Origin of the sequence: Bacillus sp. FSL L8-0358 (genome assembly GCF_038593095.1) — a bacterium.
Taxonomy (GTDB): domain Bacteria; phylum Bacillota; class Bacilli; order Bacillales; family Bacillaceae; genus Bacillus; species Bacillus subtilis.
On record NZ_CP151962.1, the window covers coordinates 543,029 to 567,856 of the forward strand.

Annotated in this window: 24 protein-coding genes and 2 pseudogenes; 14 read left to right on the forward strand and 12 right to left on the reverse strand. The window is 39.6% G+C overall.

Annotated elements, in window-relative coordinates:
- Positions 1-157: 157 nt before the first annotated feature.
- The 4 genes from NYE49_RS02830 to NYE49_RS02845 all read left to right on the forward strand — a co-directional run bounded on the left by NYE49_RS02830 (position 158) and on the right by NYE49_RS02845 (position 4,426).
- Entirely contained in the window at positions 158-1,546 is a 1,389-nt protein-coding gene (locus NYE49_RS02830) for a PLP-dependent aminotransferase family protein (protein ID WP_047182145.1), read from the forward strand.
- A gap of 111 nt (positions 1,547-1,657) precedes the next feature.
- Positions 1,658-2,938 carry an MFS transporter gene (locus NYE49_RS02835; RefSeq protein ID WP_015482844.1) on the forward strand — a complete coding sequence of 427 codons (1,281 nt, stop codon included), beginning with the start codon at positions 1,658-1,660 and terminating at the stop codon, positions 2,936-2,938.
- 222 nt (positions 2,939-3,160) lie between these two features.
- The gene (locus tag NYE49_RS02840; protein ID WP_015482845.1) at positions 3,161-3,535 is read left to right on the forward strand and encodes a hypothetical protein; all 375 of its coding nucleotides are present in this window, start codon (positions 3,161-3,163) and stop codon (positions 3,533-3,535) included.
- Positions 3,536-3,832: 297 nt separating this feature from the next.
- Positions 3,833-4,426, forward strand: a complete 594-nt coding sequence (locus NYE49_RS02845) for a YdeI family protein (protein WP_015382851.1) — start codon at positions 3,833-3,835, stop codon at positions 4,424-4,426.
- A 374-nt stretch (positions 4,427-4,800) separates the two neighbouring features.
- Here NYE49_RS02845 and NYE49_RS02850 read toward each other — a convergent pair whose 3' ends face one another.
- The gene (locus NYE49_RS02850; protein WP_015482846.1) at positions 4,801-5,460 is read right to left on the reverse strand and encodes a hypothetical protein; all 660 of its coding nucleotides are present in this window, start codon (positions 5,458-5,460) and stop codon (positions 4,801-4,803) included.
- A 182-nt stretch (positions 5,461-5,642) separates the two neighbouring features.
- On the opposite strand from NYE49_RS02850, the pseudogene NYE49_RS02855 reads away from it, so the two are divergent.
- Positions 5,643-5,738 (forward strand): annotated as a pseudogene (locus NYE49_RS02855) (TetR/AcrR family transcriptional regulator); the annotation flags it as partial.
- A gap of 143 nt (positions 5,739-5,881) precedes the next feature.
- Here NYE49_RS02855 and NYE49_RS02860 read toward each other — a convergent pair.
- Positions 5,882-6,745, reverse strand: coding sequence for a DMT family transporter (locus NYE49_RS02860; RefSeq protein WP_015382853.1), 864 nt, complete (start codon positions 6,743-6,745; stop codon positions 5,882-5,884).
- Positions 6,746-6,899: 154 nt separating this feature from the next.
- Here NYE49_RS02860 and NYE49_RS02865 point away from each other — a divergent pair, with 154 nt between their 5' ends.
- Positions 6,900-8,291, forward strand: a complete 1,392-nt coding sequence (locus NYE49_RS02865) for a PLP-dependent aminotransferase family protein (protein WP_015382854.1) — start codon at positions 6,900-6,902, stop codon at positions 8,289-8,291.
- A gap of 193 nt (positions 8,292-8,484) precedes the next feature.
- On the forward strand, positions 8,485-8,910 hold the full coding sequence (locus NYE49_RS02870) for a MaoC family dehydratase (protein ID WP_003234221.1): 426 nt from the start codon (positions 8,485-8,487) through the stop codon (positions 8,908-8,910).
- Between the two features lie 52 nt (positions 8,911-8,962).
- On the opposite strand, the gene NYE49_RS02875 is transcribed toward NYE49_RS02870, so the two are convergent.
- The gene (locus tag NYE49_RS02875; protein ID WP_015382856.1) at positions 8,963-9,535 is read right to left on the reverse strand and encodes an alpha/beta hydrolase; all 573 of its coding nucleotides are present in this window, start codon (positions 9,533-9,535) and stop codon (positions 8,963-8,965) included.
- An 81-nt stretch (positions 9,536-9,616) separates the two neighbouring features.
- The gene (locus tag NYE49_RS02880) at positions 9,617-9,946 is read right to left on the reverse strand and encodes a winged helix-turn-helix transcriptional regulator (RefSeq protein ID WP_015482847.1); all 330 of its coding nucleotides are present in this window, start codon (positions 9,944-9,946) and stop codon (positions 9,617-9,619) included.
- 254 nt (positions 9,947-10,200) lie between these two features.
- Here NYE49_RS02880 and NYE49_RS02885 point away from each other — a divergent pair, with 254 nt between their 5' ends.
- A complete protein-coding gene (locus tag NYE49_RS02885; RefSeq protein WP_015482848.1) occupies positions 10,201-11,073 on the forward strand; it encodes a YitT family protein in 873 nt (290 codons plus the stop codon).
- Positions 11,074-11,221: 148 nt separating this feature from the next.
- Here NYE49_RS02885 and NYE49_RS02890 read toward each other — a convergent pair whose 3' ends face one another.
- Positions 11,222-11,608, reverse strand: a complete 387-nt coding sequence (locus tag NYE49_RS02890) for a winged helix-turn-helix transcriptional regulator (RefSeq protein ID WP_003242640.1) — start codon at positions 11,606-11,608, stop codon at positions 11,222-11,224.
- Positions 11,609-11,718: 110 nt separating this feature from the next.
- Here NYE49_RS02890 and NYE49_RS02895 point away from each other — a divergent pair, with 110 nt between their 5' ends.
- Positions 11,719-12,312 carry an NAD(P)H-dependent oxidoreductase gene (locus NYE49_RS02895; RefSeq protein WP_015252732.1) on the forward strand — a complete coding sequence of 198 codons (594 nt, stop codon included), beginning with the start codon at positions 11,719-11,721 and terminating at the stop codon, positions 12,310-12,312.
- A 143-nt stretch (positions 12,313-12,455) separates the two neighbouring features.
- Here the strand turns inward: NYE49_RS02895 and NYE49_RS02900 are convergent, their stop codons facing one another.
- A complete protein-coding gene (locus tag NYE49_RS02900) occupies positions 12,456-13,643 on the reverse strand; it encodes an MFS transporter (RefSeq protein WP_047182146.1) in 1,188 nt (395 codons plus the stop codon).
- A 206-nt stretch (positions 13,644-13,849) separates the two neighbouring features.
- Here NYE49_RS02900 and NYE49_RS02905 point away from each other — a divergent pair, with 206 nt between their 5' ends.
- The 5 genes and pseudogenes from NYE49_RS02905 (at position 13,850) to NYE49_RS02925 (ending at position 18,145) form a co-directional block, all read left to right on the forward strand.
- Complete coding sequence (locus NYE49_RS02905) at positions 13,850-14,446, forward strand: TetR/AcrR family transcriptional regulator (protein ID WP_020425115.1); 597 nt, start codon at positions 13,850-13,852, stop codon at positions 14,444-14,446.
- A 761-nt stretch (positions 14,447-15,207) separates the two neighbouring features.
- The gene (gene aseR, locus NYE49_RS02910; protein WP_015482851.1) at positions 15,208-15,543 is read left to right on the forward strand and encodes a metal-responsive transcriptional regulator AseR; all 336 of its coding nucleotides are present in this window, start codon (positions 15,208-15,210) and stop codon (positions 15,541-15,543) included.
- Between the two features lie 12 nt (positions 15,544-15,555).
- Positions 15,556-16,863, forward strand: coding sequence for an arsenical efflux pump membrane protein ArsB (locus NYE49_RS02915; RefSeq protein ID WP_015482852.1), 1,308 nt, complete (start codon positions 15,556-15,558; stop codon positions 16,861-16,863).
- 58 nt (positions 16,864-16,921) lie between these two features.
- Positions 16,922-17,166 (forward strand): annotated as a pseudogene (locus NYE49_RS02920) (hypothetical protein).
- Positions 17,167-17,353: 187 nt separating this feature from the next.
- Entirely contained in the window at positions 17,354-18,145 is a 792-nt protein-coding gene (locus NYE49_RS02925; protein WP_080030713.1) for a GNAT family N-acetyltransferase, read from the forward strand.
- A 69-nt stretch (positions 18,146-18,214) separates the two neighbouring features.
- Here NYE49_RS02925 and NYE49_RS02930 read toward each other — a convergent pair whose 3' ends face one another.
- The 6 genes from NYE49_RS02930 to NYE49_RS02955 form a co-directional block, all read right to left on the reverse strand.
- Entirely contained in the window at positions 18,215-19,102 is an 888-nt protein-coding gene (locus NYE49_RS02930) for an LCP family protein (protein WP_015482854.1), read from the reverse strand.
- A 155-nt stretch (positions 19,103-19,257) separates the two neighbouring features.
- The gene (locus NYE49_RS02935) at positions 19,258-20,085 is read right to left on the reverse strand and encodes a polysaccharide deacetylase family protein (protein ID WP_031315635.1); all 828 of its coding nucleotides are present in this window, start codon (positions 20,083-20,085) and stop codon (positions 19,258-19,260) included.
- Positions 20,086-20,331: 246 nt separating this feature from the next.
- Positions 20,332-21,471: a hypothetical protein gene (locus tag NYE49_RS02940; protein WP_080344159.1), complete on the reverse strand. Its 1,140-nt coding sequence runs from the start codon at positions 21,469-21,471 to the stop codon at positions 20,332-20,334.
- Positions 21,468-22,916 (reverse strand): HAMP domain-containing sensor histidine kinase, encoded by a 1,449-nt coding sequence (locus NYE49_RS02945; protein WP_047182147.1) that lies wholly within the window; start codon positions 22,914-22,916, stop codon positions 21,468-21,470. The genes NYE49_RS02940 and NYE49_RS02945 overlap by 4 nt, the downstream gene beginning before the upstream one ends.
- A gap of 3 nt (positions 22,917-22,919) precedes the next feature.
- Positions 22,920-23,621 carry a response regulator transcription factor gene (locus tag NYE49_RS02950; protein WP_031315634.1) on the reverse strand — a complete coding sequence of 234 codons (702 nt, stop codon included), beginning with the start codon at positions 23,619-23,621 and terminating at the stop codon, positions 22,920-22,922.
- 218 nt (positions 23,622-23,839) lie between these two features.
- Positions 23,840-24,766 carry an EamA family transporter gene (locus NYE49_RS02955; protein WP_047182148.1) on the reverse strand — a complete coding sequence of 309 codons (927 nt, stop codon included), beginning with the start codon at positions 24,764-24,766 and terminating at the stop codon, positions 23,840-23,842.
- Between the last annotated feature and the right edge of the window lie 62 nt (positions 24,767-24,828).

Sequence of the window (24,828 nt, forward strand, 5' to 3'; positions counted from 1 at the left end):
TTGCAGGATGACTTATATGAAATAAAGTAAGTGATTCACTTGTATTTGTACAGGTTTTATTGAAGCATGCTGTTCATAAAAAGGCATCAATAAAAGAAAGTTATAATTGTCTTATAAGCAGCACATTCATATAATTGAGTGAAAAAGGATGCGTATCATGCCTATCAATTCTTTTGAAAACTATCCGATGAGCTGGAAGCCATCAATTGATAAAGCTGAAAAGCCTATCTATAAAGCACTTGCAGGGCAATTGGAACAGGATATTATAAACGGAGTTTTAATACCTGGAACAAAACTTCCTCCGCAGCGAGAATTGGCCGATTATTTAGATTTAAATGTGAGTACGATTTCAAAAGCATTTAAAGTGTGTGAGTTAAAGGGGCTGCTGAGTGCGACTGTAGGGAGCGGCACATTTGTATCGTATGATGCGTTGTCGAATGCGTATTTACTTGAGGATACAAAGCCGACACATTTAATTGAAATGGGAGCGACACTTCCAGATCACGCTTCATATGAGCCCTTGTTACTCCAACTGAAAAACATGGTTCAGGAGGAGGATTATGAAAAATGGTTTAGCTATGGCCGGGCAGGTGAAAGCCTTTGGCAAAAAGATGCAGCTGTAAAGCTCATCCAAAGAGGCGGGTTTGAAACAACTGTTGATCACATTTTATTTGCAAATGGGGGACAAAATGCGATTGCTGCGACTTTGGCGAGCCTTTGTAAGCCTGGAGACCGCATCGGTGTTGACCATCATACGTACCCTGGATTAAAAACTGTTGCATCATTGCTTAGTGTGCAAATCGTACCGATAAAATCAGTGAACAATGAAATAAGTCCGCAGTCACTTGAATACGTGTGTAAAAATGAAAATATTAAGGGCGTTTATTTGATTCCGGATTATCATAATCCGACAGCTTCCTTTATGTCTGTTGAGAATCGAAGAATGGTTGTAGATATTGCAAAGAAATATAATCTATTTGTTATTGAGGATGCATCGTACCATCTTCTCAACAAAAATCCGCTTCCGGCACTCGCCTCATTCGCACCGCAACAGGTTATTCATATTGCAAGTTTATCAAAATCGTTAGCGCCTGGGCTTCGGCTAGCCTATGTAGCGGCGCCGAGTCAATTTAAGGAGGCGATTTCAAAGGCACTTTATAATTTAAATATAACCGTTTCCCCGCTATTAGCTGAACTTACTGCACGCACGATTGTATCAAATCAATTTGAAGTCTTAATTGAGAGTCATCGTGAACAAACCATTCGCAGAAATCAAATCGTAAACCGATATTTTGCGGGATATACATGTTTAGGTGTTGAAACAGGCATTTTTCGTTGGTTGATGTTACCGGGTAAAATGACTGGCGCTCAATTTGAAGAGTTGGCTGCTCGACATGGCGTGCAAGTGTATGCGGCTGAACGCTTTGTTGTAGGAAATAGTTGTCCAGAAAGGGCTGTAAGGGTTTCTGTCTGTGCACCAAAAACACTTGAAGAGCTTGAGCAAGGATTAATGATCCTGAGACGTTTGCTAGACGATCTTACCTAATATTGTTTGCCATACAATTATGAAATTGTATGGCTTTTTTTTGTGTGTTATGATGATCCACATCTAGATGGAGGTTTATATCATTAGGCTTTACGAAAGGCAGGTCAGAGTATGTTAAATACAACAGACGTTCAAACAGCTTTATTAAAAAGCTACATCAGTTCACCAGAAAAACAAAAATCGTTATACAAGCGTACATTGTTCGTTGTGAGTATCTCGCAAATTTTTGGCGGTGCGGGGCTGGCGGCAGGAGTGACTGTCGGTGCGCTTATTGCACAGCAAATGCTTGGCACTGATGCGTTTGCTGGTTTGCCTTCTGCTTTATTTACTTTAGGGTCAGCAGGATCTGCATTAATTGTAGGAAGACTTTCTCAACGTTATGGCCGTCGAACAGGTCTTTCAGCTGGCTTTATGATTGGCGGACTTGGAGCAATAGGCGTTATTATGGCAGCAATCATAAATAGTATTTTCTTGTTATTTATTTCATTGCTTATTTACGGTGCAGGTACAGCCACTAATTTACAGGCCCGTTATGCAGGTACAGACTTAGCAAATCATAAACAGCGAGCGACTGCTGTTAGTATTACAATGGTTTTTACTACATTTGGCGCAGTGGCAGGTCCAAGCTTAGTGAATGTGATGGGGGATTTCGCTCTTTCTATTGGAGTTCCATCACTTGCTGGCCCTTTCATTTTAGCCGCCGCAGCATATATTTTAGCAGGTGTGGTCCTTTTCATTATGCTTCGTCCAGATCCATTAGTTATAGCAAGAACAATAGAAGCGGCAAATGAAGAGCCTGGTGATAAAGGACATTTGGCGGCAACTGAGCATACAGAAAACAAAAAAGGGATAATCGTTGGGGCAACGGTTATGGTTCTTACCCAAATCGTAATGGTAGCTATTATGACAATGACACCGATTCATATGAGACATCATGGGCATGACTTGGGTGCAGTCGGTCTTGTTATTGGTTTTCATATAGGTGCTATGTATCTCCCTTCACTGGTTACAGGTGTTCTTGTAGATAGGTTGGGACGTACCGCAATGGCTATTTCCTCTGGAACAACGTTGCTTTTGGCAGGTGTAATAGGAGCATTTGCACCGGGAGATTCTATGGTTCTTCTCGTCATTGCTCTTTCTTTACTCGGATTAGGGTGGAATTTTGGTTTGATAAGCGGGACTGCCCTTATTGTAGATTCAACTGATACTGCCACGCGAGCTAAAACGCAGGGGACGGTGGATGTTCTGATTGCGTTGTCAGGAGCTGCTGGCGGGGCATTATCTGGAATGATTGTGGCAGGTTCAAGTTACCTAGCATTATCATTTACTGGAGGGATTATGTCCTTATTACTCATTCCAGTGGTGGTATGGTCTAGGGCCGATAAAGGGTAGGATTGTTTAATTTACATTAATTTGTTATATTGTTAGATAAAGTTATTTTATCGTCTAATATTCTAACGAACTATAGTTGCTCCATTAAATCTATTATAAAGATTTGACCAGAATTCCTCATAGCTGTGTCACTCACTGCATATTCTTTAATTGAATCACATAAAATGGTTATCGGATTTGAAAAAGGCAGGATTACTCGCTTTAGGTAAAGGAGTCATAACGTTGTTAAAAAGGTTTTCTCTTGTTTTTGTCACACTAATGATGTCTATCGTTGTTGTTTTAGCGGCCGCTAAAGAGTCGCCTGGAGATTATGTCATCTCATTTGATGAACCTATTATCTTGATGATCTCAATTGGAATCGTTGTATTTTTATTTATCCCTCCATTAGTCATGTCCTTTTTTGGCAATTTGGTTGTAAGAATAATATCTGGTGTATACCAATGTTTTATCGTTTTTACTTTTCTGGGGCTCATTCCAATTGGATTTCTTATTCCCAATGGCTTTTTGACATTTCTAGTTTCTATTGCAGGAACTTTAGTCAGTATAGCTAGTGTTGCTGTAACTTTATGCATTGGCAAGAATAAAAAAGATATATAATAATCGAATTGTTATTTTTTCAGATTGTCAGTGAAATAATTATACAAGAAGAGAAGGCTTATGGGCCTTCTCTTTTTATGTTATGGACATGGATATAGCCCATGATATTTTTTGTTGTTGCATCATCCCCACTTTAAGCTTAATCTATTGAATAATAAGAGAAGGAACCTATAGAAGAATAAAATAAATACCGAGATGTCAAAAATAAAACTGGACTTCATTATTGTCAATTCACGTAAATGTATGAGGAACCATTAAGCCTTAATTAAAAAAGCTTGGAAAGAGGGGAATTCCTTCATGACAAACAGCAGAACGAATCCGAAGGTTGATGAATTTTTAAGTAAAGCGAAAAAGTGGAAGGAAGAATTTGAGAAGTTGAGAACCATCATTCTTGACTGTGAGCTGACTGAAGATTTTAAGTGGATGCATCCTTGTTACACATATCATAATAAAAATATTGTTTTAATACATGGGTTTAAAGAATATTGTGCGCTTCTGTTCCACAAAGGCGCCCTATTACAGGATACCGATGGAATTCTCATTCAACAAACGGAGAATGTACAGGCGGCGCGCCAGGTTCGGTTTACAAATGTTCAGGAAATAAATGAGCTAGAAAACATTTTGAAAGCCTATATTCACGAAGCCATTGAAGTTGAAAAAGCCGGTTTGAAAGTGGAAGTTAACAAAAATATTGAATTGAACATTCCTGAAGAACTTCAAAATAAATTCGATGAAATCCCTGCCTTGAAAACTGCTTTTGAAGCATTGACCCCGGGACGGCAAAGAGCATACACTCTTTATTTTTCTCAAGCCAAACAATCCAAAACCCGAGAATCGAGAGTCGAAAAATATGTGCAAAAAATTCTCGATGGAAAGGGATTAAAGGATTAGGCACGCCAAGGTTCAGGCTAAAGGAATAGCATCATAGCGTAATAAGATACTTTCTATAGAAGAAAAAACAAGCATAGTAAGATGCTTGTTTTTTCTTAGGACAACATTCACTTACTGCTGAAATGCTTCTTTTGATTAACATTGTATGCCACTAGACAGTGCTATAAAATATTAATGCAACACCTAGAAATCATACCCATCCAATGAAATAGCTAAATGGTATGGCTCATCACATTTAGAATGCCTAGGAGAACTAATAGAACCGGAAGATTTTTCAGCAAGTTACTACACTTCAAACTTTGTTTTTATATTAATATATCTTATTTCCCTATTAACCATTGTTTACTAGTCAGGTGCAGACAAACGAATACTGATTAATGAATCATCATAATATCAATGAGCCGCTTGATTTTTTCATTGTCACCTGTATCAACATACACTGTTTTTCTATTTTTTATGATATTCTCAGTCACTTCCCTCATGACGCCTTTTTCTACATCATCAGCGGAATCCCAGCGTAAAGGCACATTATATACATGAATCGTGCCATCCCCATTGCCATGATAAGTGACTGATCCATCCACTAAACGAGAACCAGCTAACTGGGTTACATCTTCTGGATAGCTGGCACTTGTATCATCATTAGGATTAATTGGCTCGCCAGCCGAAATATGTCGAACATTTAATTCATCTATCTCTTGATTAGGTCCAAGTTGAAGCCAAACCCTGGCATATTCAATTTTTTCCGAAGAGTATGCTGCAAATACATTGTCTTCTTTGCTTTTCTCTTCTGCTGAAGAGGTCTCATTTGCAGCTTTTGTTGCGGATTCTTCTGATTCTGTTATTGGCTCCGCTTCATCCTTGTGTATTTTGGTGCTGTCTTCAGTCTCAGTGTGTTTTTCGTCAGATTGTACAGCAGAAGCTTGATTTGAAGGTTGTTGTGCTTCTTCATCCTTACTGTCCGTACATCCAGCAAGCAAAATCATAAGCAGCAGGACCGTATTGCAATAACATATCTTTCTGCATTTCTTCATTCTTTCATTCCTCTCTATTAATTCAGGTCAGCTTCATATATAAGTTTATGTATCTAAATATTACCATGGAATAGATAGGATGATATTGAAAACTGTTTAAGTAGAGGAAACGATCTTGAATAGCATCGTGAAAACTTAAGAATTCTTAAGAAGTTTTGCCCCTTTTTCTTCAGGTTTTGAATGTAAAGTGGGATATAAATGCAAACAAAAACGAGATGCCTTATCCGCCTCGTGTCATGGCAGAAAAAGTGGGGGATTTACTAGAGCGGATTTTATAATGGCGGCAGGTAAATGGGTGTTGACTTATATGTCTAAGCGGGAGATTCAAGTCTCCTCGATCGCATACAAAAAACCAAGGGTTGCTGGCCCTTGGTTTTTTATACCTTCATGCATTTTTGAAGTTTATGCTTAAAGGTCTGCCTTACTTTGCAAATCGCCGAGCTGCTGCAACGCACATGATAACGGCGATATTCACTGCTACGAGTGCCCAGCCCACTTTCTCGTGCAGAATCACTGAGGCAAGCAGCAGCCCAAAAAAAGGCTGGAGAAGCTGGAGCTGCCCAACCGCCGCAATTCCTCCTTGGGCAAGACCTCGATACCAGAACACAAAGCCGATCAGCATGCTGAATAAGGATACATATGCAAGACTGAGCAGTGCGGGAACGCCGATGTCCGACCATGAGTCCGGCGTAAAAAAGAACGACAATGGCAGCATAAGAGGAAGCGACAGAACGAGTGCCCATGAGATTACCTGCCAATTCCCCAGACGCCGTGAAAGCCTTGCCCCTTCTGCATAACCGAGACCGCATACGACAATAGAAGCCAGCATGTACGCGTCGCCAAGCGGGGATGAACCTCCCCCCTGAATGAGGGCAAAACCTGCTACTAACAAGCTGCCAACGGTTGAGAAAATCCAGAAGACGGGGCGAGGGCGTTCACCCCCGCGCAGTACGCCGAAGACTGCCGTTGCAAGCGGAAGAAGTCCAATAAAGACAATGGCGTGTGCGGATGTGACATGCTGAAGCGCTAAAGCTGTCAGCAACGGGAAACCAATCACTACGCCAAACGCTACCACTAATAATGAAATGAGGTCTCTTTTGGCAGGATGCTGCTGCCGGAAGATGAGAAGGAGACCTCCCGCCAGTACACCAGCTATCGCAGCGCGGCATACGGTGAGGAACAGCGGATCGAAGTCCGACACAGCCAAACGGGTCGCAGGCAGCGAGCCGCTGAAAATGAGTACGCCTATAAAACCATTTATCCAGCCATTTGTTCGTTTGTTCATTACAATCACTCCACATATCTTTCTTGTTCATTGTCTGTATTTTCTTAACAAAACCATTAGCTAAGGATTACAATGACTATAAACTGGAATTGGCCTTTTATAAACAGCCAGTTTTCATAAAAAAATGCATACCAGTTAGGAGAACAACACGCAAATGGATATCACGCCTTTTTTGAATAGAAATCTGGATATTCCGCTTTATCAGCAGCTTTACCGATATTTTAAAGAAAACATGCATCGGGGCCGTATTCAAAAAGGAATGAAGCTTCCTTCAAAAAGACTCCTGGCGAATCAGCTTTCCATCAGCCAAACGACTGTAGAACGTGCCTATGAACAGCTCGCTGCTGAGGGCTATATTGTGAGCAAGCCAAGAAGCGGGTGGTTTGCTGATTATCATGATTCTGATTTTGCCTATGATAGAATGCCAAGCACAACACCCATTCAACAAGAAGCAGAAGAAAATAAACAATGGATTGATTTTCATTATGGGAATGTAGATTCTTCTTACTTCCCTTTTTCCGCATGGCGAAAAAGCATGGTCAATAGCTTAGACCAATATGGACACGAGCTTTATCGGCCGGGACATGTTTTAGGAGAGTTTGCGCTGAGAACACTCATTGCAGAGTACCTGTATCAATCTCGGGGTGTTCATTGCGGCCCTGAACAAGTGATTATAGGTGCTGGGAACCCTATTCTGCTGCAAATCTTGTGCCAAGTTTTTGAGCCGAATATTTCTATAGGGTATGAGGATCCTGGTTATCCAAGAGCACGCAAAATTTTTGAAGCCAATCGCATGAATATTGTTCCGATACCAGTCGATGAGGAAGGAATCTGTATACAGAAGATCAAAGAACAGCAGCCAAACCTTGTATATGTCACACCTTCCCATCAATTTACGCTGGGAACCATAATGACAATAAACAGAAGAATTCAGCTGCTCAAATGGGCGGCCGAAAATCAATCCTTTATCATAGAGGATGATTATGACGGCGAATTTAGGTACACAGGACAGCCGGTTCCTTCTCTGCAAGGGCTTGATCAGCATAACCGTGTCATTTATATGGGCACTTTTTCTAAGTCTCTATTGCCCTCGCTGCGTATCAGCTATATGATTCTTCCTTCGCCTCTTTTAAAAAAGGGGCATGAAATCACGTCCTTATATAAGCAAACAGTGTCCTGCCACAGTCAGCTAACCCTAGCTGAATTTATAAAAAATGGAGAGTGGCAAAAACACATCAACAGAATGAGAAAACTTTACCGCAAAAAAAGAGCCATTGTATTAGAGGCAGTGCAAAGGGAATTAGGAGAGCATGTCAGAATTCGCGGAGAAAACTCTGGGCTTCGTATCTTACTTGACGTTTATTTGCCATTTGGTGAAAAAGAGTTAATTGAGAAGGCGAAAAAACATGGAGTAAAAATTTATCCTGTTTCTCTTTCTTATCAAAATCATCCTCCTACAAAAACGGTCTCGCTCGGGTTTGCAGGGGTTTCTGAATCCGACATAAGAGAAGGCATAAAAAAACTGAAGGCTGCCTGGAAGATATGAGGGAGCTTTCAGTTTAGCAAAACGGCCAAGTGACGGAACTAAGTGTTGAGAGCTGTTCAATATTTTTTAGTATATGATGAGTGCCAGCAGTCCAGCCCACGATATGTCTGTTTAGCGAAAAACAGAATTTTTTATTTGCTCATCACAGTGCTAAAATAAACAAAATAGACAATTGAAAAACAGAGGTGTAAGAATGAAGTTAGATGAGTTTACAATTGGCCAGGTCTTCAAAACGAAATCATTAAAAGTATCAAAAGATGATATTATGCGGTTTGCGGGTGAATTTGACCCTCAGTATATGCATGTAGATGAAGAAAAAGCGAGTAAAGGCAGATTTAATGGAATTATCGCTTCCGGCATACAAACACTGGCCATATCTTTTAAACTTTGGATTGAAGAAGGTTTCTATGGAGACGATATTATAGCCGGAACAGAGATGAATCATATGACATTCATAAAACCCGTATATCCGGATGATGAATTGTTTACAATTGTTGAGGTTCTTGATAAGCAGCCAAAGAGAAATGAATTGGGAATACTCACTGTATTGCTATCTACTTATAATCAAAAAGAAGTAAAAGTGTTTGAAGGTGAGTTATCCGTATTGATCAAACGATAACTCAGAAAGCCCGCTTTTCGCGGGCTCGATTGAAGCAGATGGGTGAAAGATGTTAGCGAGTTTCCTTTGAAAAATAAGAGGTTAAAACATTATAAACAATAGGCAAAGAAGTAAATCCCTCATCTTCTAGAAAATGACCTCCGTGCTGAACTTCATATAACGCAGCGTCAATTTGTTGTGCCAGCTCCTTGCTCCATGAAAATGGAACAATTTGGTCGTTCTTAGAAGCAATGACAGCACGGTGCTTCGCGGACTCGATGATTTTTTGATGATCAAACGATCCCTGTGTAAATTCATCTAACATCTGTAAAGTGGGCAATGATTTGGCAAAGCCGGAAACAAGTATGATTCCGCCAAGCTGTTTTCGTAATTGAATATGTTCCAAAAATCTCAAAATGGCGGGGCACCCTAAGCTGTGAGCAACCAAATACGTATTTTCATGTAAAGTATGTTGATAAAAAGAGAGTGTCTCCAGCCAATCCTCAAGTCTTGGCTGGAGCGGATTAGGCATGTTTAAAATGTCTGCTTTGACCCCATCTGCGAGCAGACGTTTTTTCAGCCAAGGGAACCAATGATTTGTTGAGGAGGCTCTGTAGCCATGAATGATATAGACCTGTTTTTTCATTTTTTCTCCAAACGAAGTATTTTCATTCAGTATAAAATTCCTCTCATTGGGAAACAAGTACGCACTTTTTTGTAAGTAGCTTTACATATGAGGCATTCCTTGTGCCATTCCCCACTTACACATTTCATCTATGAGGGGGTACAAAGATCGCCCTCTGTCAGATAACGAATACTCTACTTTCAGTGGGGTTTGAGAAACCTCAGTCCGATGAATAAGGCCGTCAGTTTGCAATTCCTTAAGCTGTGCGCTTAACATTTTATGGGTAATGGAGGGCATAGCCCTTTTCAGCTCGCCGTATCTCATCGTTTTTTCACACCCTAACTCATAGAGAATTCTCATTTTCCATTTGCCCCCTATAAGAGACAAGGTGTATTCAAATGGGGCTTGTTTACTGCGGCACAAGCTATTCACTGTAATCAAACCTCCTTTTTTAAGTATCATATCAGAATAAATCAGGATTTTCGGTGTTGAAGTTTGAGGGCGATTCACGATCTAAACTGAAAGGGGCCGCTTGCTCAACAGGCGGCACGGTACATGAATGTTCTAAGTCAAAGAGGGTTACCTTACTGATAATTACTTTATTTAAAAAAACGCATGTTTTTAGCTGAAAATATCTATTATGGTATATTTAAATATAACGAAATATTTGAGAAATGAGGAATGGTATGAATACACCCAAAAAACATAAGAAATTTAAAGCGAAAATGATTTTCCAAATCATCATGGTTATCATTGGAGGAATCATAGCGGCGTATGGACTAGAAACAGTGCTCATTCCAAACAGTGTATCTGATGGAGGGGTAACAGGTCTTAGCATCGTTAGTTCACAGCTATTCAACTTGCCGCTGGGGATTTTGATTGCTGTGATCAACATTCCATTTGTCTGGTTAGGATATAAGCAAATTGGCAAAAGCTTTGCGTTATTATCCATTATCGGAATCGTATCACTCGCCGCAGGTACAAGCTTTTTCCACCACACCCCGGCTATCTTAGAGGGAGATACCCTGTTAATTACCGTTGTTGGCGGGATTATCATTGGTTTCGGAATGGGGTTAGCGCTGCGTAATGGAGGCGCATTAGATGGAATTGATATGCTTGCTGTGCTGTTATCCCGAAAACTGCCGTTTGGTACGAGCGATCTTATTTTATTCTTAAACCTTTTTGTGTTTATTTTTGTTTCCATAGTATTTGGTTTTCAAGGGGCATTGCTTTCAGTCATTGCTTACTACATTGCATCCAAAGTCATTCATGTCGTTGAGGAAGGCTTAAGCGGTTCTAAAACGTTTCAAATTATTACTGCCGAACCTGAATTAATGGTAGAGACCATACGTGATCAATTAGGCCGAAGCGCCACATATAAAGAAGCTTACGGGGGTTTTTCCCACGAGAAATTTAAAGAAATCACATGTGTCATCAACCGTTTAGAAGAAACCAAACTAAAGGAAATTATTAATGATATTGATAAATCCGCCTTTGTCACCGTATATGACGTAGCTGAAGTGAAGGGCAGCAATTTTAGAAATCTTAATCATCATTAAAAAATAGAATGACCTTTTTAACGGTAACTGACATGCCGCCGGTAAATGTAATCAAAAACACTTTTTGAGGGCTTGTGGGTGTCAGCGGTGAAGGTCTGAATCACAGAAATACCAAGGGCGTCAAAACCCTTGGTATTTTTTCTGGTTATTAGATTTTATCTTCAGCTTTACGTGCTGCTTCGAGCTTATCAATCCTGTCTTTATATTTTTCTCCCCAGTCCTTCATGTGCAGGATAACAGGTTCTAATGTTCTTCCAAACTCAGTTAAAGAGTATTCGACTTTTGGAGGGACCTGTTTATAAACCTCGCGGTGAATCACGCCATCCCGTTCCAATTCTCTTAATTGTAGCGTGAGCATACGCTGGGTAATTTTTGGGTATAGTTTTCGAAACTCATTAAACCTCTTTTTACCGTCAATGAGATGATAAAGAAGAATGCCTTTCCACTTACCTCCGATGATATCTAATGTTGTCTCCACCGGACATCCTTCAAAGTCATCAGAAGAATAATCAATGCCGAGTTTACGATTTCTCAAGCTGTTCACTCCTAATAGTATACTTTTTGATACTATATACATTCAATGTGCGTACTTTTTGTATTTTAATATACATCATATAATGATGTCACATCAAAGGAATGAAAGGAATGGATCATATGAAAACACTCGTACTCGTTGTACATCCGAATATAGAATCCTCTCGTATCAATAAAAAGTGGAAAGAAGCCGTTTTAAGTGAACCAGATGTAACTGTCCATGATCTTTATGAAAAATATCGCGATCAACCAATTGATGTGGAATTTGAACAACAGCAGCTCCTCGCCCATGACCGTATCGTTTTTCAGTTTCCGTTATACTGGTACAGCAGCCCACCGCTTTTAAAACAGTGGTTTGATGAAGTGTTTACGTTTGGCTGGGCTCATGGTCCCGGCGGAAATAAATTGAAGGGGAAAGAGTGGGTAACTGCCATGTCCATCGGTTCACCTGAACACTCTTATCAAGCCGGCGGATATAACTTGTTTTCGATAAGCGAGCTGACAAAACCGTTCCAAGCATCTGCCCATTTAGTAGGCATGACCTATCTGCCTTCCTTTGCCGAATATCGCGCCAATACAATCAGTGACCAAGAAATTGCCGAAAGTGCGAATCGGTATGTAAAGCATATTACAAATATAGAATTAAACCCGAAGGTTCGCCTGCAAAGATATTTGAAACAGCTGGAGGGTGTCGATTTAACATAAAGATTGATTTTGGAAAATCCTGTACTCACCAAGCAGGACTTTTTCTTGTTCAGCAGAGGGATTTTAACATATAGCGAAAAAAGAAGAAGCCACCAAAAATAAGCTATTTGCTTGGTCCTGACTGCTTATTTTTGGTGAATGATTTATTTCTCTGTGATGAAATAAAGCAAAGCGATGACCGGAAAAGCGATTCCAATCCATAATGCTGTACCCCATCCGCCTGAGGCATATGCCCATCCTCCAATTGATGACCCTATCGCACCGCCTAGAAAGAAGATTGCCATGAATAATCCGTTTAATCGACTGCGAATTTCAGGCGCCAACGAAAAAATGGCACGTTGACTGAGCACAAGGTTTGCAGATACACCCATATCTAACAGAATAGCTGCTGCCACTAGAACTGTTATACCGACGGGGGAGCTGCTCTGAATCATGAGCGGCAGTAATAAAGAGACAACGACTACACCGAGAGCGATTCCAGTGGCAAGCCTGGTTAAGCCTCGATCAGCCAGCCGGCCGCCTATTGGTGCAGCGACTGCACCCGCAATGCCCACCAATGCGTAGAGTGCTATTGCCTTCTGAGAAAAATGAAAACCAGGACCGGACAATAATAAAGGAACGGTAGTCCAGAACAAGCTGAAAGCTCCAAATACAAACGCATGATAGATGGCACGGCGGCGTAAGACTGGAGTCGTGCGCAGCAGCTTCCACATTGAACCGAGTAAGGCAGTATAGTTTGTATTTGCTGTTGGTTTTCTGGCAGGAAGCACTTTTGATAATACGATGGCCAGGATAACACTTACCACGGCGGACAAAGCGAATATTGCATTCCACCCCCAGATATCAGCGACTAGACTAGATATCGGACGGGAAAGCATAATACCGAGTAATAAGCCGCTCATGACATTGCCGACAACCCGGCCGCGTGCAGCGTCTGATGCAAGGTATGATGCAAATGGAACAAGCACTTGGGCTGCGATTGATCCCAATCCGACGAAAAACGCAGCTGCTAAAAACAGTGTTCCATGCTTCACAAATGCTGTTAGTGTCAAAGCCGCTGCGCTTAGAAGGAGCGATACAACAATAAGTTTTTTGTTTTCGATGATATCTCCTAAAGGGACAAGAAATAGTAAGCCGGCAACGTATCCGATTTGGGTGAGTGTAACAATCAATCCAGCACTGCTTGGAGAAAGTCCAATTGCCTTACTAATTAATCCGACCAAGGGTTGTGCATAGTAAAGATTAGCAACAATGATACCGCATGCAGTTGCGAGAAGAAGGGTTAAACTGGGTGAAATCCTCTGACCTGCTTGTTTGTTACTATTAGCCATAAGAATGAACTCCTTTTTAAGTGGTTTTTTGAGTGTAATCATGACTTCTCAACACAAGTGATTTTGTAAACTGAACGTTCAGTTTTGTTGATTAATGAAAATAATATACTAAACGTTCAGTTTTGTAAATGGATTTCTGTTTTCTTTTTTTATTCAAGTTAAGTATACTGAACGTATAGTTTATATTTCGGGAAGGAATGATTCATGTGCAGAGTAAACGAGGGCGGCCGCGTGATGAAGGAACGCATAAGGCGATTCTCTCTGCAGCCTATGGCCTATTGCTGGAAAAAGGCTTTGATGCGGTGACAGTCGATAAAATTGCAGAGCGTGCGAAAGTGAGTAAAGCAACGATTTATAAATGGTGGTCTAACAAAGCTGCCGTTATCATGGACAGCTTTCTTTCGACCGCGACGGACAGGCTCCCTGTGCCTGATACAGGGTCGTCAGTACAAGATATAGTAACCCACGCCACGAATTTAGCTAGGTTTTTGACAAGCAGGGAAGGAACCGTTATTAAGGAATTAATAGGTGCAGGGCAGTTGGATGAAAAATTGGCAGAAGAATATCGCACGCGATTTTTCCAGCCTCGCCGCCTCCAAGCGAAAGGCCTTCTAGAAAAGGGAATTCAGAAAGGTGAATTGAGAGAGAATCTTGATATTGAAGTAAGCATAGATCTCATTTACGGACCAATTTTCTACCGTCTGCTTATAACAGGGGATGAGGTGAATGATTCCTATGTGCATGATTTGGTGATGAATGCGTTTAAGGGAGTTCAAGCTACCTCTGCTACAGAGAGTATGTAGCTGATAAGAACTGCAAAAGCTACGGATTATATGGCAAATTGGTTCCATCGTACAGTGAAATATAAGATTTTTGTTGCTGAGCGGAATCATCGAGGGAACTCTTATCGGATGTCGAAAAAGAAGTCATTCAATCGTGAATACATAACATCATATTATTACATTCCTTTTCATCGATTGGAACAAGGGTTCTATACTTCAATGGAATATCGCAAAGTTGGAGTATTTAAAGAACAGGGGAAAATCGATGGCCATTATGTAGGTGTCATGGCAATGGAAAAAATACTTGCAATGTAAACAGGCCTCTAAAGAGACCTGTTTTTTAATATCCAAAAGATTGTCTATTTTCATCTTGGGCTCTATGACCACTCCCATAACTGAAATAGTCTAATATTTATACCAGACTGGATTATGATTGAAAACACCCGGAATCCCATAATAAACTTGATTAAAATAGAAACGCATTCTTTAAAAATGGAGCAGCTTCGACAATGGATAAAGGCAAATAAGGCAGAGTTCTCATAAAGAGATTGATATTCATTGAATCAAAAATATTTGATATTCCAAATATAAGGGATTGTTTATATAAATAAAAGTTTATATAATGACGGGGGCGCTAAGGAAACGCGGGGAGCGACTCAGGTTTTCGTTTCGAAGTTTTGATTCTTAAGAGCGCTACATATGGAAACGTAAAGGGGAATGTATAATCATTTGGCGTGTATATAACGATTTGCTTATATATTGATTTGGGAAGGAGGAGCCATATGACGATTGATGTTGCGGCGATGACTCGCTGTTTAAAAACACTTAGTGATCAAACTAGGCTTATAATGATGAGATTATTTCTTGAAAAAGAATATTGTGTCTGTCAATTGGTTGATATGTTCGAAATGAGCCAGCCCGCCATAAGCCAGCATTTGCGGAAATTAAAAAACGCAGGTTTTGTGAATGAGGACAGAAGAGGCCAATGGCGTTATTATTCAATAAATGGTTCCTGTCCTGAGTTTGATACATTGCAATTGATCTTACATCAAATCGATCAGGAGGATGAATTGTTAAACCATATCAAACAAAAGAAAACTCAAGCGTGTTGCCAGTAAGGAGGCATTAGATTGACATCAATGATTTTGGCAGTATTCATCTTTTTATTAACTCTAGTATTGGTCATATGGCAGCCCAAAAATTTATCTATAGGGTGGTCAGCCTGTGGAGGCGCAGTTTTAGCTCTAATAGCAGGTGTTGTCAATTTTCATGATGTGTTAACTGTGACAGGGATTGTTTGGAATGCGACCTTGGCTTTTGTGGCCATCATACTGATATCGTTAATTCTTGATAATATCGGTTTCTTTGAATGGGCAGCGCTTCATATGGCGAAGGCTGCAAAAGGAAACGGTGTGCGGATGTTCGTTTATGTATCTCTATTAGGAGCTATTGTCGCCGCGTTATTTGCAAATGACGGTGCAGCTCTTATATTGACACCAATCGTATTAGCGATGGTCAGAGCATTACATTTTAATGAAAAATTAGTTTTTCCTTTTATCATTGCCAGCGGATTTATTGCGGATACCACTTCGCTTCCTTTAGTAGTGAGCAATTTGGTCAACATTGTTTCAGCGGACTATTTTCATATTACGTTTATTGATTATGCATCCAGAATGGTTGTCCCGTACTTGTTTTCGCTGCTGGCGAGCATCATTGTACTTTACCTTTTCTTTAGAAAAAGCATACCAAAACGCTATGATCTGACTGAGGTTAAAAAACCTGTTGAAGCAATTAAAGATCAAAACATGTTCAGACTGTCATGGTATATCTTAGGGCTGCTGTTAATTGGATATTTTGCAAGTGAATTTTTTTCTATCCCTGTATCAGTGGTAGCGGGTAGCATTGCGGTCATTTTCTTAATCGCTGCGCAAAAGAGTCCGGCCGTCCATACAAAGAAAGTGGTGAAAGAGGCGCCATGGGCTATCGTATTCTTTTCAATTGGCATGTATGTTGTTGTGTATGGTGTCCGAAATGCTGGATTGACAGATGTCCTTTCAGATGTGATTCAAGCCGCAGCTGATCAAGGATTGTTTGCAGGTACGATTGGAATGGGCTTTATCGCGGCAATTCTTTCTTCCATTATGAATAACCTGCCGACTGTCATGATTGATGCACTGGCTATTGCCGGTACAGATACACATGGGATGATGAGAGAAGCGCTCATATATGCAAATGTCATCGGTTCAGATTTAGGACCTAAAATAACACCGATTGGTTCCTTGGCGACATTATTATGGCTTCATGTTCTTTCGCACAAAGGTATGAAAATTTCCTGGGGCACGTATTTTAAAACAGGAATTATCCTCACGATACCCACTTTATTGATCACACTTGTCGGCCTGTATATTTGGCTGCTGATAATCCATTCTTGTTTCTAAAAGGACAAGGTCACTATATCAAGGAAAACAATGCACAGGTAACTCTTGCCGCAGCCAAATGGCTGAAGAGTGGGGGGAAAATACCTTGGAGACAAGTGGAATGTGTACAGCGCAGGAATCGAAGTTCATGGATGACATCGAATGCTGTCAAAGCAATGAAAGAAGCAGGGATTGATATTTCAAATCAAACATCGGATAAATTTGATGATCCGGCAAAAGCACACGGAACAGAAGAAGTGTTTCCAAAGGGTCCGTGCTGAAATTGGTGACCGTTTAAAACAGTTTGCTGTAACTGGGGAATAAAGAATCGATATACTCAGCGTTTTCTTGGGTTATATAATGCAATGTGTTGTTCAACAGGTGTCTGCGGGCTGAAGGCAGACACCTGTTTTTATTAGTATGAGATTTGTAACAGGGAAGTTATTTAGCTGGTGACAGAGGAAAATTGATTTGTGAACAGAATCATGAAGGAGACGGTGTTTTAAAGGAGTTGTCTGTTTTGCAGGAATTAACAAAAGAAAAATACAGTAGCTTAAAAACAATGATTGATGACAAATATTGTCCAACATTTGTCTATTCAATATTAGACCAAACCATTCCGGGAGCTGTTTATGCAGATGATCAAACCTTTCCTAAATCGTTTTTTATAGGAACTGAATCAGGCATTTATTTTATTGCGGGAGACCAAGGGAATCGGGATTTTCATGATTTCATTGCAGGATATTATGAAGAACAAGTGAAATCATCAAAACGATTTACCTTGTTTTCTTCCAGTGATACATGGGATAGCGTACTGAAACCCTTACTGAAAGATGACTTGAACCAAATGAGAAGAGCTGCATTTTCTTATCAAGCAAAATCTTTCAAAAAGACTTTGCAACTGCCAAAGGGTCTTGTATTGAAAAGAATAGACGAAGACATTATTTCACACAGCACAGCGTTTAACAGCGCGTATTATGAGGAGTATTGGGATTCTGTCTCACAGTTTGCTTCAAAAGGTTTTGGATTTGCCGTATTACATGGCAATCATGTAGTAAGTGAGTGTACCTCTATATTTTTAGGGCATAATCGAGCGGAAATGGATATCTATACACTTGAGGAATATAGAGGACTGGGGTTAGCTTATTGCGTAGCAAATAGGTTTATAGTGTTTTGTATGGAAAATGGGATTGTTCCTAGCTGGGATTGTGATATTTGCAACAATTCTTCCATTGCATTAGCAGCTAAACTAGGGTTTAAGAAAATAATCGAATACTCTCTTTTTTATTCCGGGAAATCATAAAAAAGAGAAGAGGCAAGAACTCTTCTCTTTACATGAGTAAGCGGTTGGTGAATACCGGTTTTTATTTTATTAAGAATCTAGATTTAATTGCTGGCGAAGTTTCTTCGATAAGTCCTTTCTCGTTTCATCAGTTACAACATGATACCATAAGTGATCTATCTTTTTATCCTCACCTTTTATTTCGATCTGTTTGACATGATGAACGGCTTCTTTATAAGAGCGTTGAATATCAATCATTTTATCAAGTGTTAAGTTTGTTTGTATATTTTTTTCTAAGGCAGCCAAAATTCCTTGATAGTTTTTTAAAGATTTTAATTGTGCTCCTTCGTGAATAATTTGGTTAATGATTTCTCGCTGCCGCTGCTGCCGCCCAAAATCACCGCGAGGATCTTCTTTTCTCATCCGTGCGTATTTAAGGGCAACCTTTCCATCCAGGTGCTGTTCCCCTTTTGGTATATGCACCCCTTCAAGGGTAAAAGGGAAATCATTATTCACTGTGATTCCGCCAATCTCATCTACAATATCTTTAAACCCTTCCATATTGACTTTGATATAATAATTGATTGTGATGTTTAAAAATTGTTCAACGGTTTGAACGGCACCTTCAATACCCTCGTAAGTATATGCTGCGTTCATTTTAATATTGGTATTCTTTGATCGCATAAATACTCTGGTATCACGCGGTATACTTACCATCGTCGATGTTTTCGTCTCTGGATTTAAAGTCAGTACGATCATCGAATCCGGTCGTCCTTTATCACCGGGGCGCTCATCTACTCCCAGCAAAAGAATCGATATAGGATCATGTCCAAGACTAGCATCTTGTTGCTTAGAATCTCTTTGCAGAGGTTCATACATATGGTTGACCGATTTTGCTACGTTTCGGTAAATGCTATAGCAGGTCAGGCTTCCAATGGTTAACAAGAGGGCTAGAACAAACAATAAAATACTCTGCATTTTCAGTTTCCTTCTCCCAATTTTCACTATCAAATTCCTTCCTGATCAAGTTGAAATATTTATATGTTGTACTGGTTCTTAACGGTTCTCTAATAAATAATTCTTTTATCTCCGTGATATTTTGTAGTTCATATAAGATACTTTAAATTTATACTTCAATTGAATCTGAATTGTACCGGTTTGATTGAATCATGAATTGCTTTCATTTCGTATCCACTTTCCCGGAAATATTTTAATAATTGTTCCAAATAGGCCGCGGTAGTCGGCTTTTCATGCATTAATACAATAAGCGGCTCTTTTCCTTCAAGGGTTTTGACTTGCTGAATGACACTCTTAACAAACTCTCCATGAGTGTACTTCCAGTCCTCTGAGTCAACTGTCCAATCCCACAGGTTAAAATGATCACGCTCCACAACATCTCTAAAAGGGCCAGTAATGTAAGGCTTTGACCCGTAAGGTGCTCTTATTAAATGCGTGTTGACTTTGGTTGTTTCTTTAATGTAGTCCAATGTATCGTTCATTTCTGCAGCAAAGCTTTCAGGGGATTTATAGATTTCGGAAACCTGGTGCGTCACGCCGTGAGACCCAACAGAATGACCGTTTTCCGCCATTTTTCTCACAATATTAGGATTTCGCTCGATATTTGGTTTTAACATAAAAAACGTTCCCTTTGCATTGTATTTATGAAGCAAATCCATAATTTTCTCTGAAGCAGCAGGGTTTGGTCCGTCATCAAATGTTAAATAAACGACCTTCCCGATTTCAGCAGGTTTTTTTTGTTCTTTTTTCTGTGCTGAATTTTTGTGTGTTTCTATATGCGCCTGCTCAGAAGCGTTTGTACTTTCTTTTATTGGTTCCTGCTTTGGGCCGGCAAGTGCCTTCCAGGAAATGCATAGTAACGTTACACCTAGAATAATCAATATCCCAAAACCTATTTTTCCTATTTGATTCAACTTACGATCCCTTCTTGGTGAATTTGACACTTTTTCCAACTCCTCAATAGTAGATATCAAAACTAGTTTTCTCGCGAACGAGTCACATAAATTAGAAGGCCAATGAAACTTTGGAGACAAAGCCCGGTAAAAGTGATGCTCTTTTAATATAGATGGGAGTTATCGCAGAAGTTTGATCAACTTGTAAACAAAATGTCAACAAATGAAGGAATCATTGTTATGTAATATCTTGCAGGTATAAGAAAAAACCTTATTTCTATTCAATAGAAATAAGGTTTACTTGAAGGATATGATATAAGAGCGATCGTCAAAAAATCGGGCTGATGAGTTTTCCATAGAAGTATACTGGTTTTGTTCATAAACAAGCAGGTTGCTGCCATCTGGATTCCAATATATTTCTGATGGGTTGGCGCCGTGGTATATAGGTTCTGCGTAGAGGACATTTTTCCCTTGCAGCTTTCCTGCATAAGTATTGTCCTTGTCATATAAAGAGTAAGCGATCTTCTTTCGATCATTAGATATGGTAAAAACAGCTACATTTTCGAGCAGAACAGAGAGCTCACTGTTTCTGAGGTCGTATTCGTATAAGGTTTCTCCGATACCTAAAAATACAAATTGGTCATTGTTTAACCAAACAGGTTTACCATAGGGGCTAATCTGCCGCTTATTTTGAATAGTGATGCTGTCACCGCTGATGGTCCCCGTCATAATGCGGTATTGTTGCCCTTGTAACATGGTAAGCAGCAAACTACGTCCATCATCTGAAATGGAAACTGCCGTAAGCGAATCCTTTTCATCAACATTCTTCAATGGATACGTTTTGAGGGTTCCGGAATCTATGTTGAATACATTGACCGCAGTCTGGTCATTTTTTGTCGTGTCAATGACAAGATAACAAATGTATTTGCTATTATTTGACCATGAAATATCCTGTACAAAGGCATCCTTGCTAGAAGAAAAGCTGGCTATTTCCTTTTTGTTTCTGTTCGTCAGTGATATTAGATTTAGTGTTATCTTATTTGATGACATCGTTAATCCGGCGATACTTTTCCCGTCGGGAGACAACTTAAGGTTGGAAGTATTGCGGTCAATGCTCTGCAGAGTTTCAGGTTTTTCAAAAGGATAGGAGACATTCTGAAGATGCTGCGCTTTACCTTCCGTTGTGTCATTTCCTTTGAAAAAACCAACTACAGAGTTTGATGAAGACCAGCCAAGCAACTGGTCAGCTTGAGGGAGGCGATATATCTTCTTCACCTGAAAGGAGCCCGACTTCTGATCGTCATCAATCTGGCTCTCTTCCTTGTTTGGAATGATAATGGTTTCAGATCGCTTGCCCATATTATAGCTGGATACAAAAATCAAGGAAATCAATAATATCCCTGACAATATAATAAACCGTTTGTTCTTCATGATCATTTCTCAACCTTCATGTAAGCTAGTTCAATAGTGATGATTGTATGGTTTTCTTCGTAGAACATCTTGATTGTTCCTCCATGTTTTTCGACAATTGTTTTAACTATGCTTAACCCCAACCCTAAACTTCCTTCTTCCGTCACCTTTTGGTTTATTGAATAAAAAGGCTGAAACACTTTTGTGTATTGGTTGTCGTCATATGGATCACTTGGATTTTTGAACATAAAAAGAACCTGATCTCCCGTAACTTTAGCCTGAATCATGATTTCAGAATGAGATAAACTGTATTTGATTGCATTGTCCAAAAGATTAATAAAGAGTTGGCGCACTCTATTCTTTTGACCATACACATAGAGAATGTCTTCTATCTCATAGGTGATCTTCTTTTTATATCGTTCTGCACGAAATTTCATAGATTCGCATACATCTTTCAAAATCGTTCCTGCATCAATCCTATCGAATTGTTCTTTAGAGGTTTCTCTAGATACCTCAAGAAGTTTTATAACCAAATTGTGCAGACGCCGGCTTTCTTTAACAATATGATTCATTCCTTTATCAAAAAACGCCTGATCTGATTCCCCTTTTTGTTTTATGATTTCAGCATAGCCTTGAATAGAAGTCAGAGGTGTTTTCAGTTCATGGGTCATATTGTCAAAAAAACGTTTTTCCTGTTCATTAAGTTCCTTTAACCTGTCCCGATCTTTTTCGATAGTTGAAATTTGATCCCTAATTCTGGTGATCATATCATTGAAATTAACCGTAAGCTGGCCAATTTCATCTTTTCTAGAAAAATGGATATCCACATCCAGCTTTCCCTTTTTGACTTCTGAGGTGGCCTCTGTCAGCTTGACGATTGGAATCGTGATGTGTCTGGAGAGTATATAAGAGAAAAGAAACGCCGCCACAAATATCGCAAGAGCGATATAAAAAATAATATTTAAAATCTCTCCGCTTTGTTTGTAAAGCAAATTAAAATCTTTAGAAAAACGCAATATGCCAACTTTTGCACCATCAATGACAACTGGATAAGAAAAAAACACCTGTGCTTGATTTCGATCATAGGTGATATGATAAGCATTTTTTCCGTTAATTGCTTTTGCTAGGTCCTCGTCAATACCTTGCGAAAACACTGTTTTATTAGAAGAAGACAACAAAATGCCATCTACGGTATAAACGCCTACATTGCTTCCTGTTGAATGAGTTAAACTATCCACTATTTCATCGGCCATATCGCCGAAGTATAGTTCATTGTTTTTATAATGATTGATTAAAAATGCTTGATTGATATACATGATGCTGTTTTTTTTTAAGTCTATTAAATCTGAGGTCACAATTTTTTCATTGCTTGACCAAATGACACTTTTGACCGTTTGATTGAGCACTAGGAAAGAGAGAGAAAAAATCAGAAAAAAACCAATAATAAATTTACCCTTGATCGTCCGTAACACTCTCTACTCCTCCTGCTTCTCGAATTTATATCCAATGCCAAACACTGTTTTAATGAGGTCGCTTGCATCCAGTTTTTTACGGAGTCTTTGGATATGAGTATCTACCGTACGTGTATCCCCGGCAAAATCGTAGCCCCAAACGAATTCCAACAGCTCTGAACGTGTAAAGATTTTTCCACGATGGTCAATCAATGTCTTAAGCAGATCAAATTCTTTAGGAGTCAAATCAACAATGATCCCATCTTTTTTTACTATTCTTTCGTCTGGGATCATCACAATATTTTTTAATTGAATGTGATCCTCATTAGACGATCCTCGATCATTCACGTGGTTAGCTTGTTCAAGACGCCTGAGTATTGTACGAATTCTGGCGATAACTTCACGCAAGTCAAATGGCTTTGTAATATAATCGTCAGCCCCAAATTCCAACCCAAGGACTTTATCAGTGATATCTGACTTTGCGGTGATCATAAGTATAGGGATATTATAGCGTTGGGTCACTTTTTTACAGATATCCAATCCGCTGCAATCTGGCAGCATCCAATCAAGCAGCAGAAGATCGGGTTTGAATTGGTCTAACTGTTTCATCCCTAAAGTTCCGTTAGATTCAGTACACGTTTGAAAACCTTCCTGCGTAAGCCCGTATGAAAGCAGATCTGCTATTGCTCCATCATCTTCAATAATAAGTATTTTCGTTTTATCCATTATTTCATTCATTCCCTGTTTCATGATTAAATTGAATATATCTATCTTAGAGTCTGCAATATCACTCATTATAGCATCCTTTTTAATAGCGATTATTCAGAACTTCAGATCAAACTATAATTGGATATATTTTCACCATCGTCAACAAAATCGGGGGAATTGAGCTATCGTTGGATTAGAGGACTATGGTAAACAATTTTAATTGATAAATGAGCTTATTAAAAAGAGATGCGGGTATCTTCTTTATTTATGTATAAGAGCGTTTCCATATCGTTTGATTTATTGGGTGTTAAATAGGTAAAACATACCCCGCCAACTGTAACCACTCCGCCTAGCAGAGAGATCAATGTGGGTATCTCGCCGATCCAGAGCCAAGATATGATCAAGGCTAAAGCCGGTGTAACATAAAGTGAAAGGGTTGCTTCTGAAGCACCGACGAGTGAAGTGACATATGCTAGTGCGAAGTAAGGAATAACCGTCGGCAATAATCCTAAGTAAACGATAGACAAAGTTGCGCTTATTGAAGCGTTCATCATCTCTTCGCCTAAGCCTGGCAGAAACACAAGCATAGGTATTGTTCCGCCCCAAATGGTGAATGTAACGAATGGAATAAAACCATATTTTTTTATATAGCGGGCTTGAAAAACGAAATAAATACTCTCCGAAGATGCTGCCAGCAGGATGACCAAGATACCGCTCATTGAATATGTAAAGTCTCCCGCCCCAAATGTAATCAATAATACACCCAATAAACTGATCATAGAGCCAAGCCATTTCGTAAATCCAAAATGCTCTTTATAAAACAGGCGGGATAGCATGGCTGAGAAGATCGGTGCCGTAGTAACGAGTAAGCTTGCAACTCCGGCACTAACTGTTTTTTCACCGATGTTCAGCAAAATGTGATAGAGTGCAAATCCTAAAAACCCTAAAAGAAAAATGGCAGGAATGTCTTTCAAGTCGGGTAGGCGCATCTGAGTCAAAACAGCAAAAAGCAATAATGCCATAGAGCCGATTAACAAACGAAATAAAGCAAGGTGTTCTGGTGTGTACCCTTCTAGTCCTGCGCGAATTCCCGGAAAAGCAGATGCCCATAAACCAATCATGAGACTATGAGATATAATTATTTGAACTGTTTTCTTTCGCATTCCTCTCACTCCTCTTTACAAAAACCAACCAGTTATTTAATGTGTTTTTATATTAATAAAGA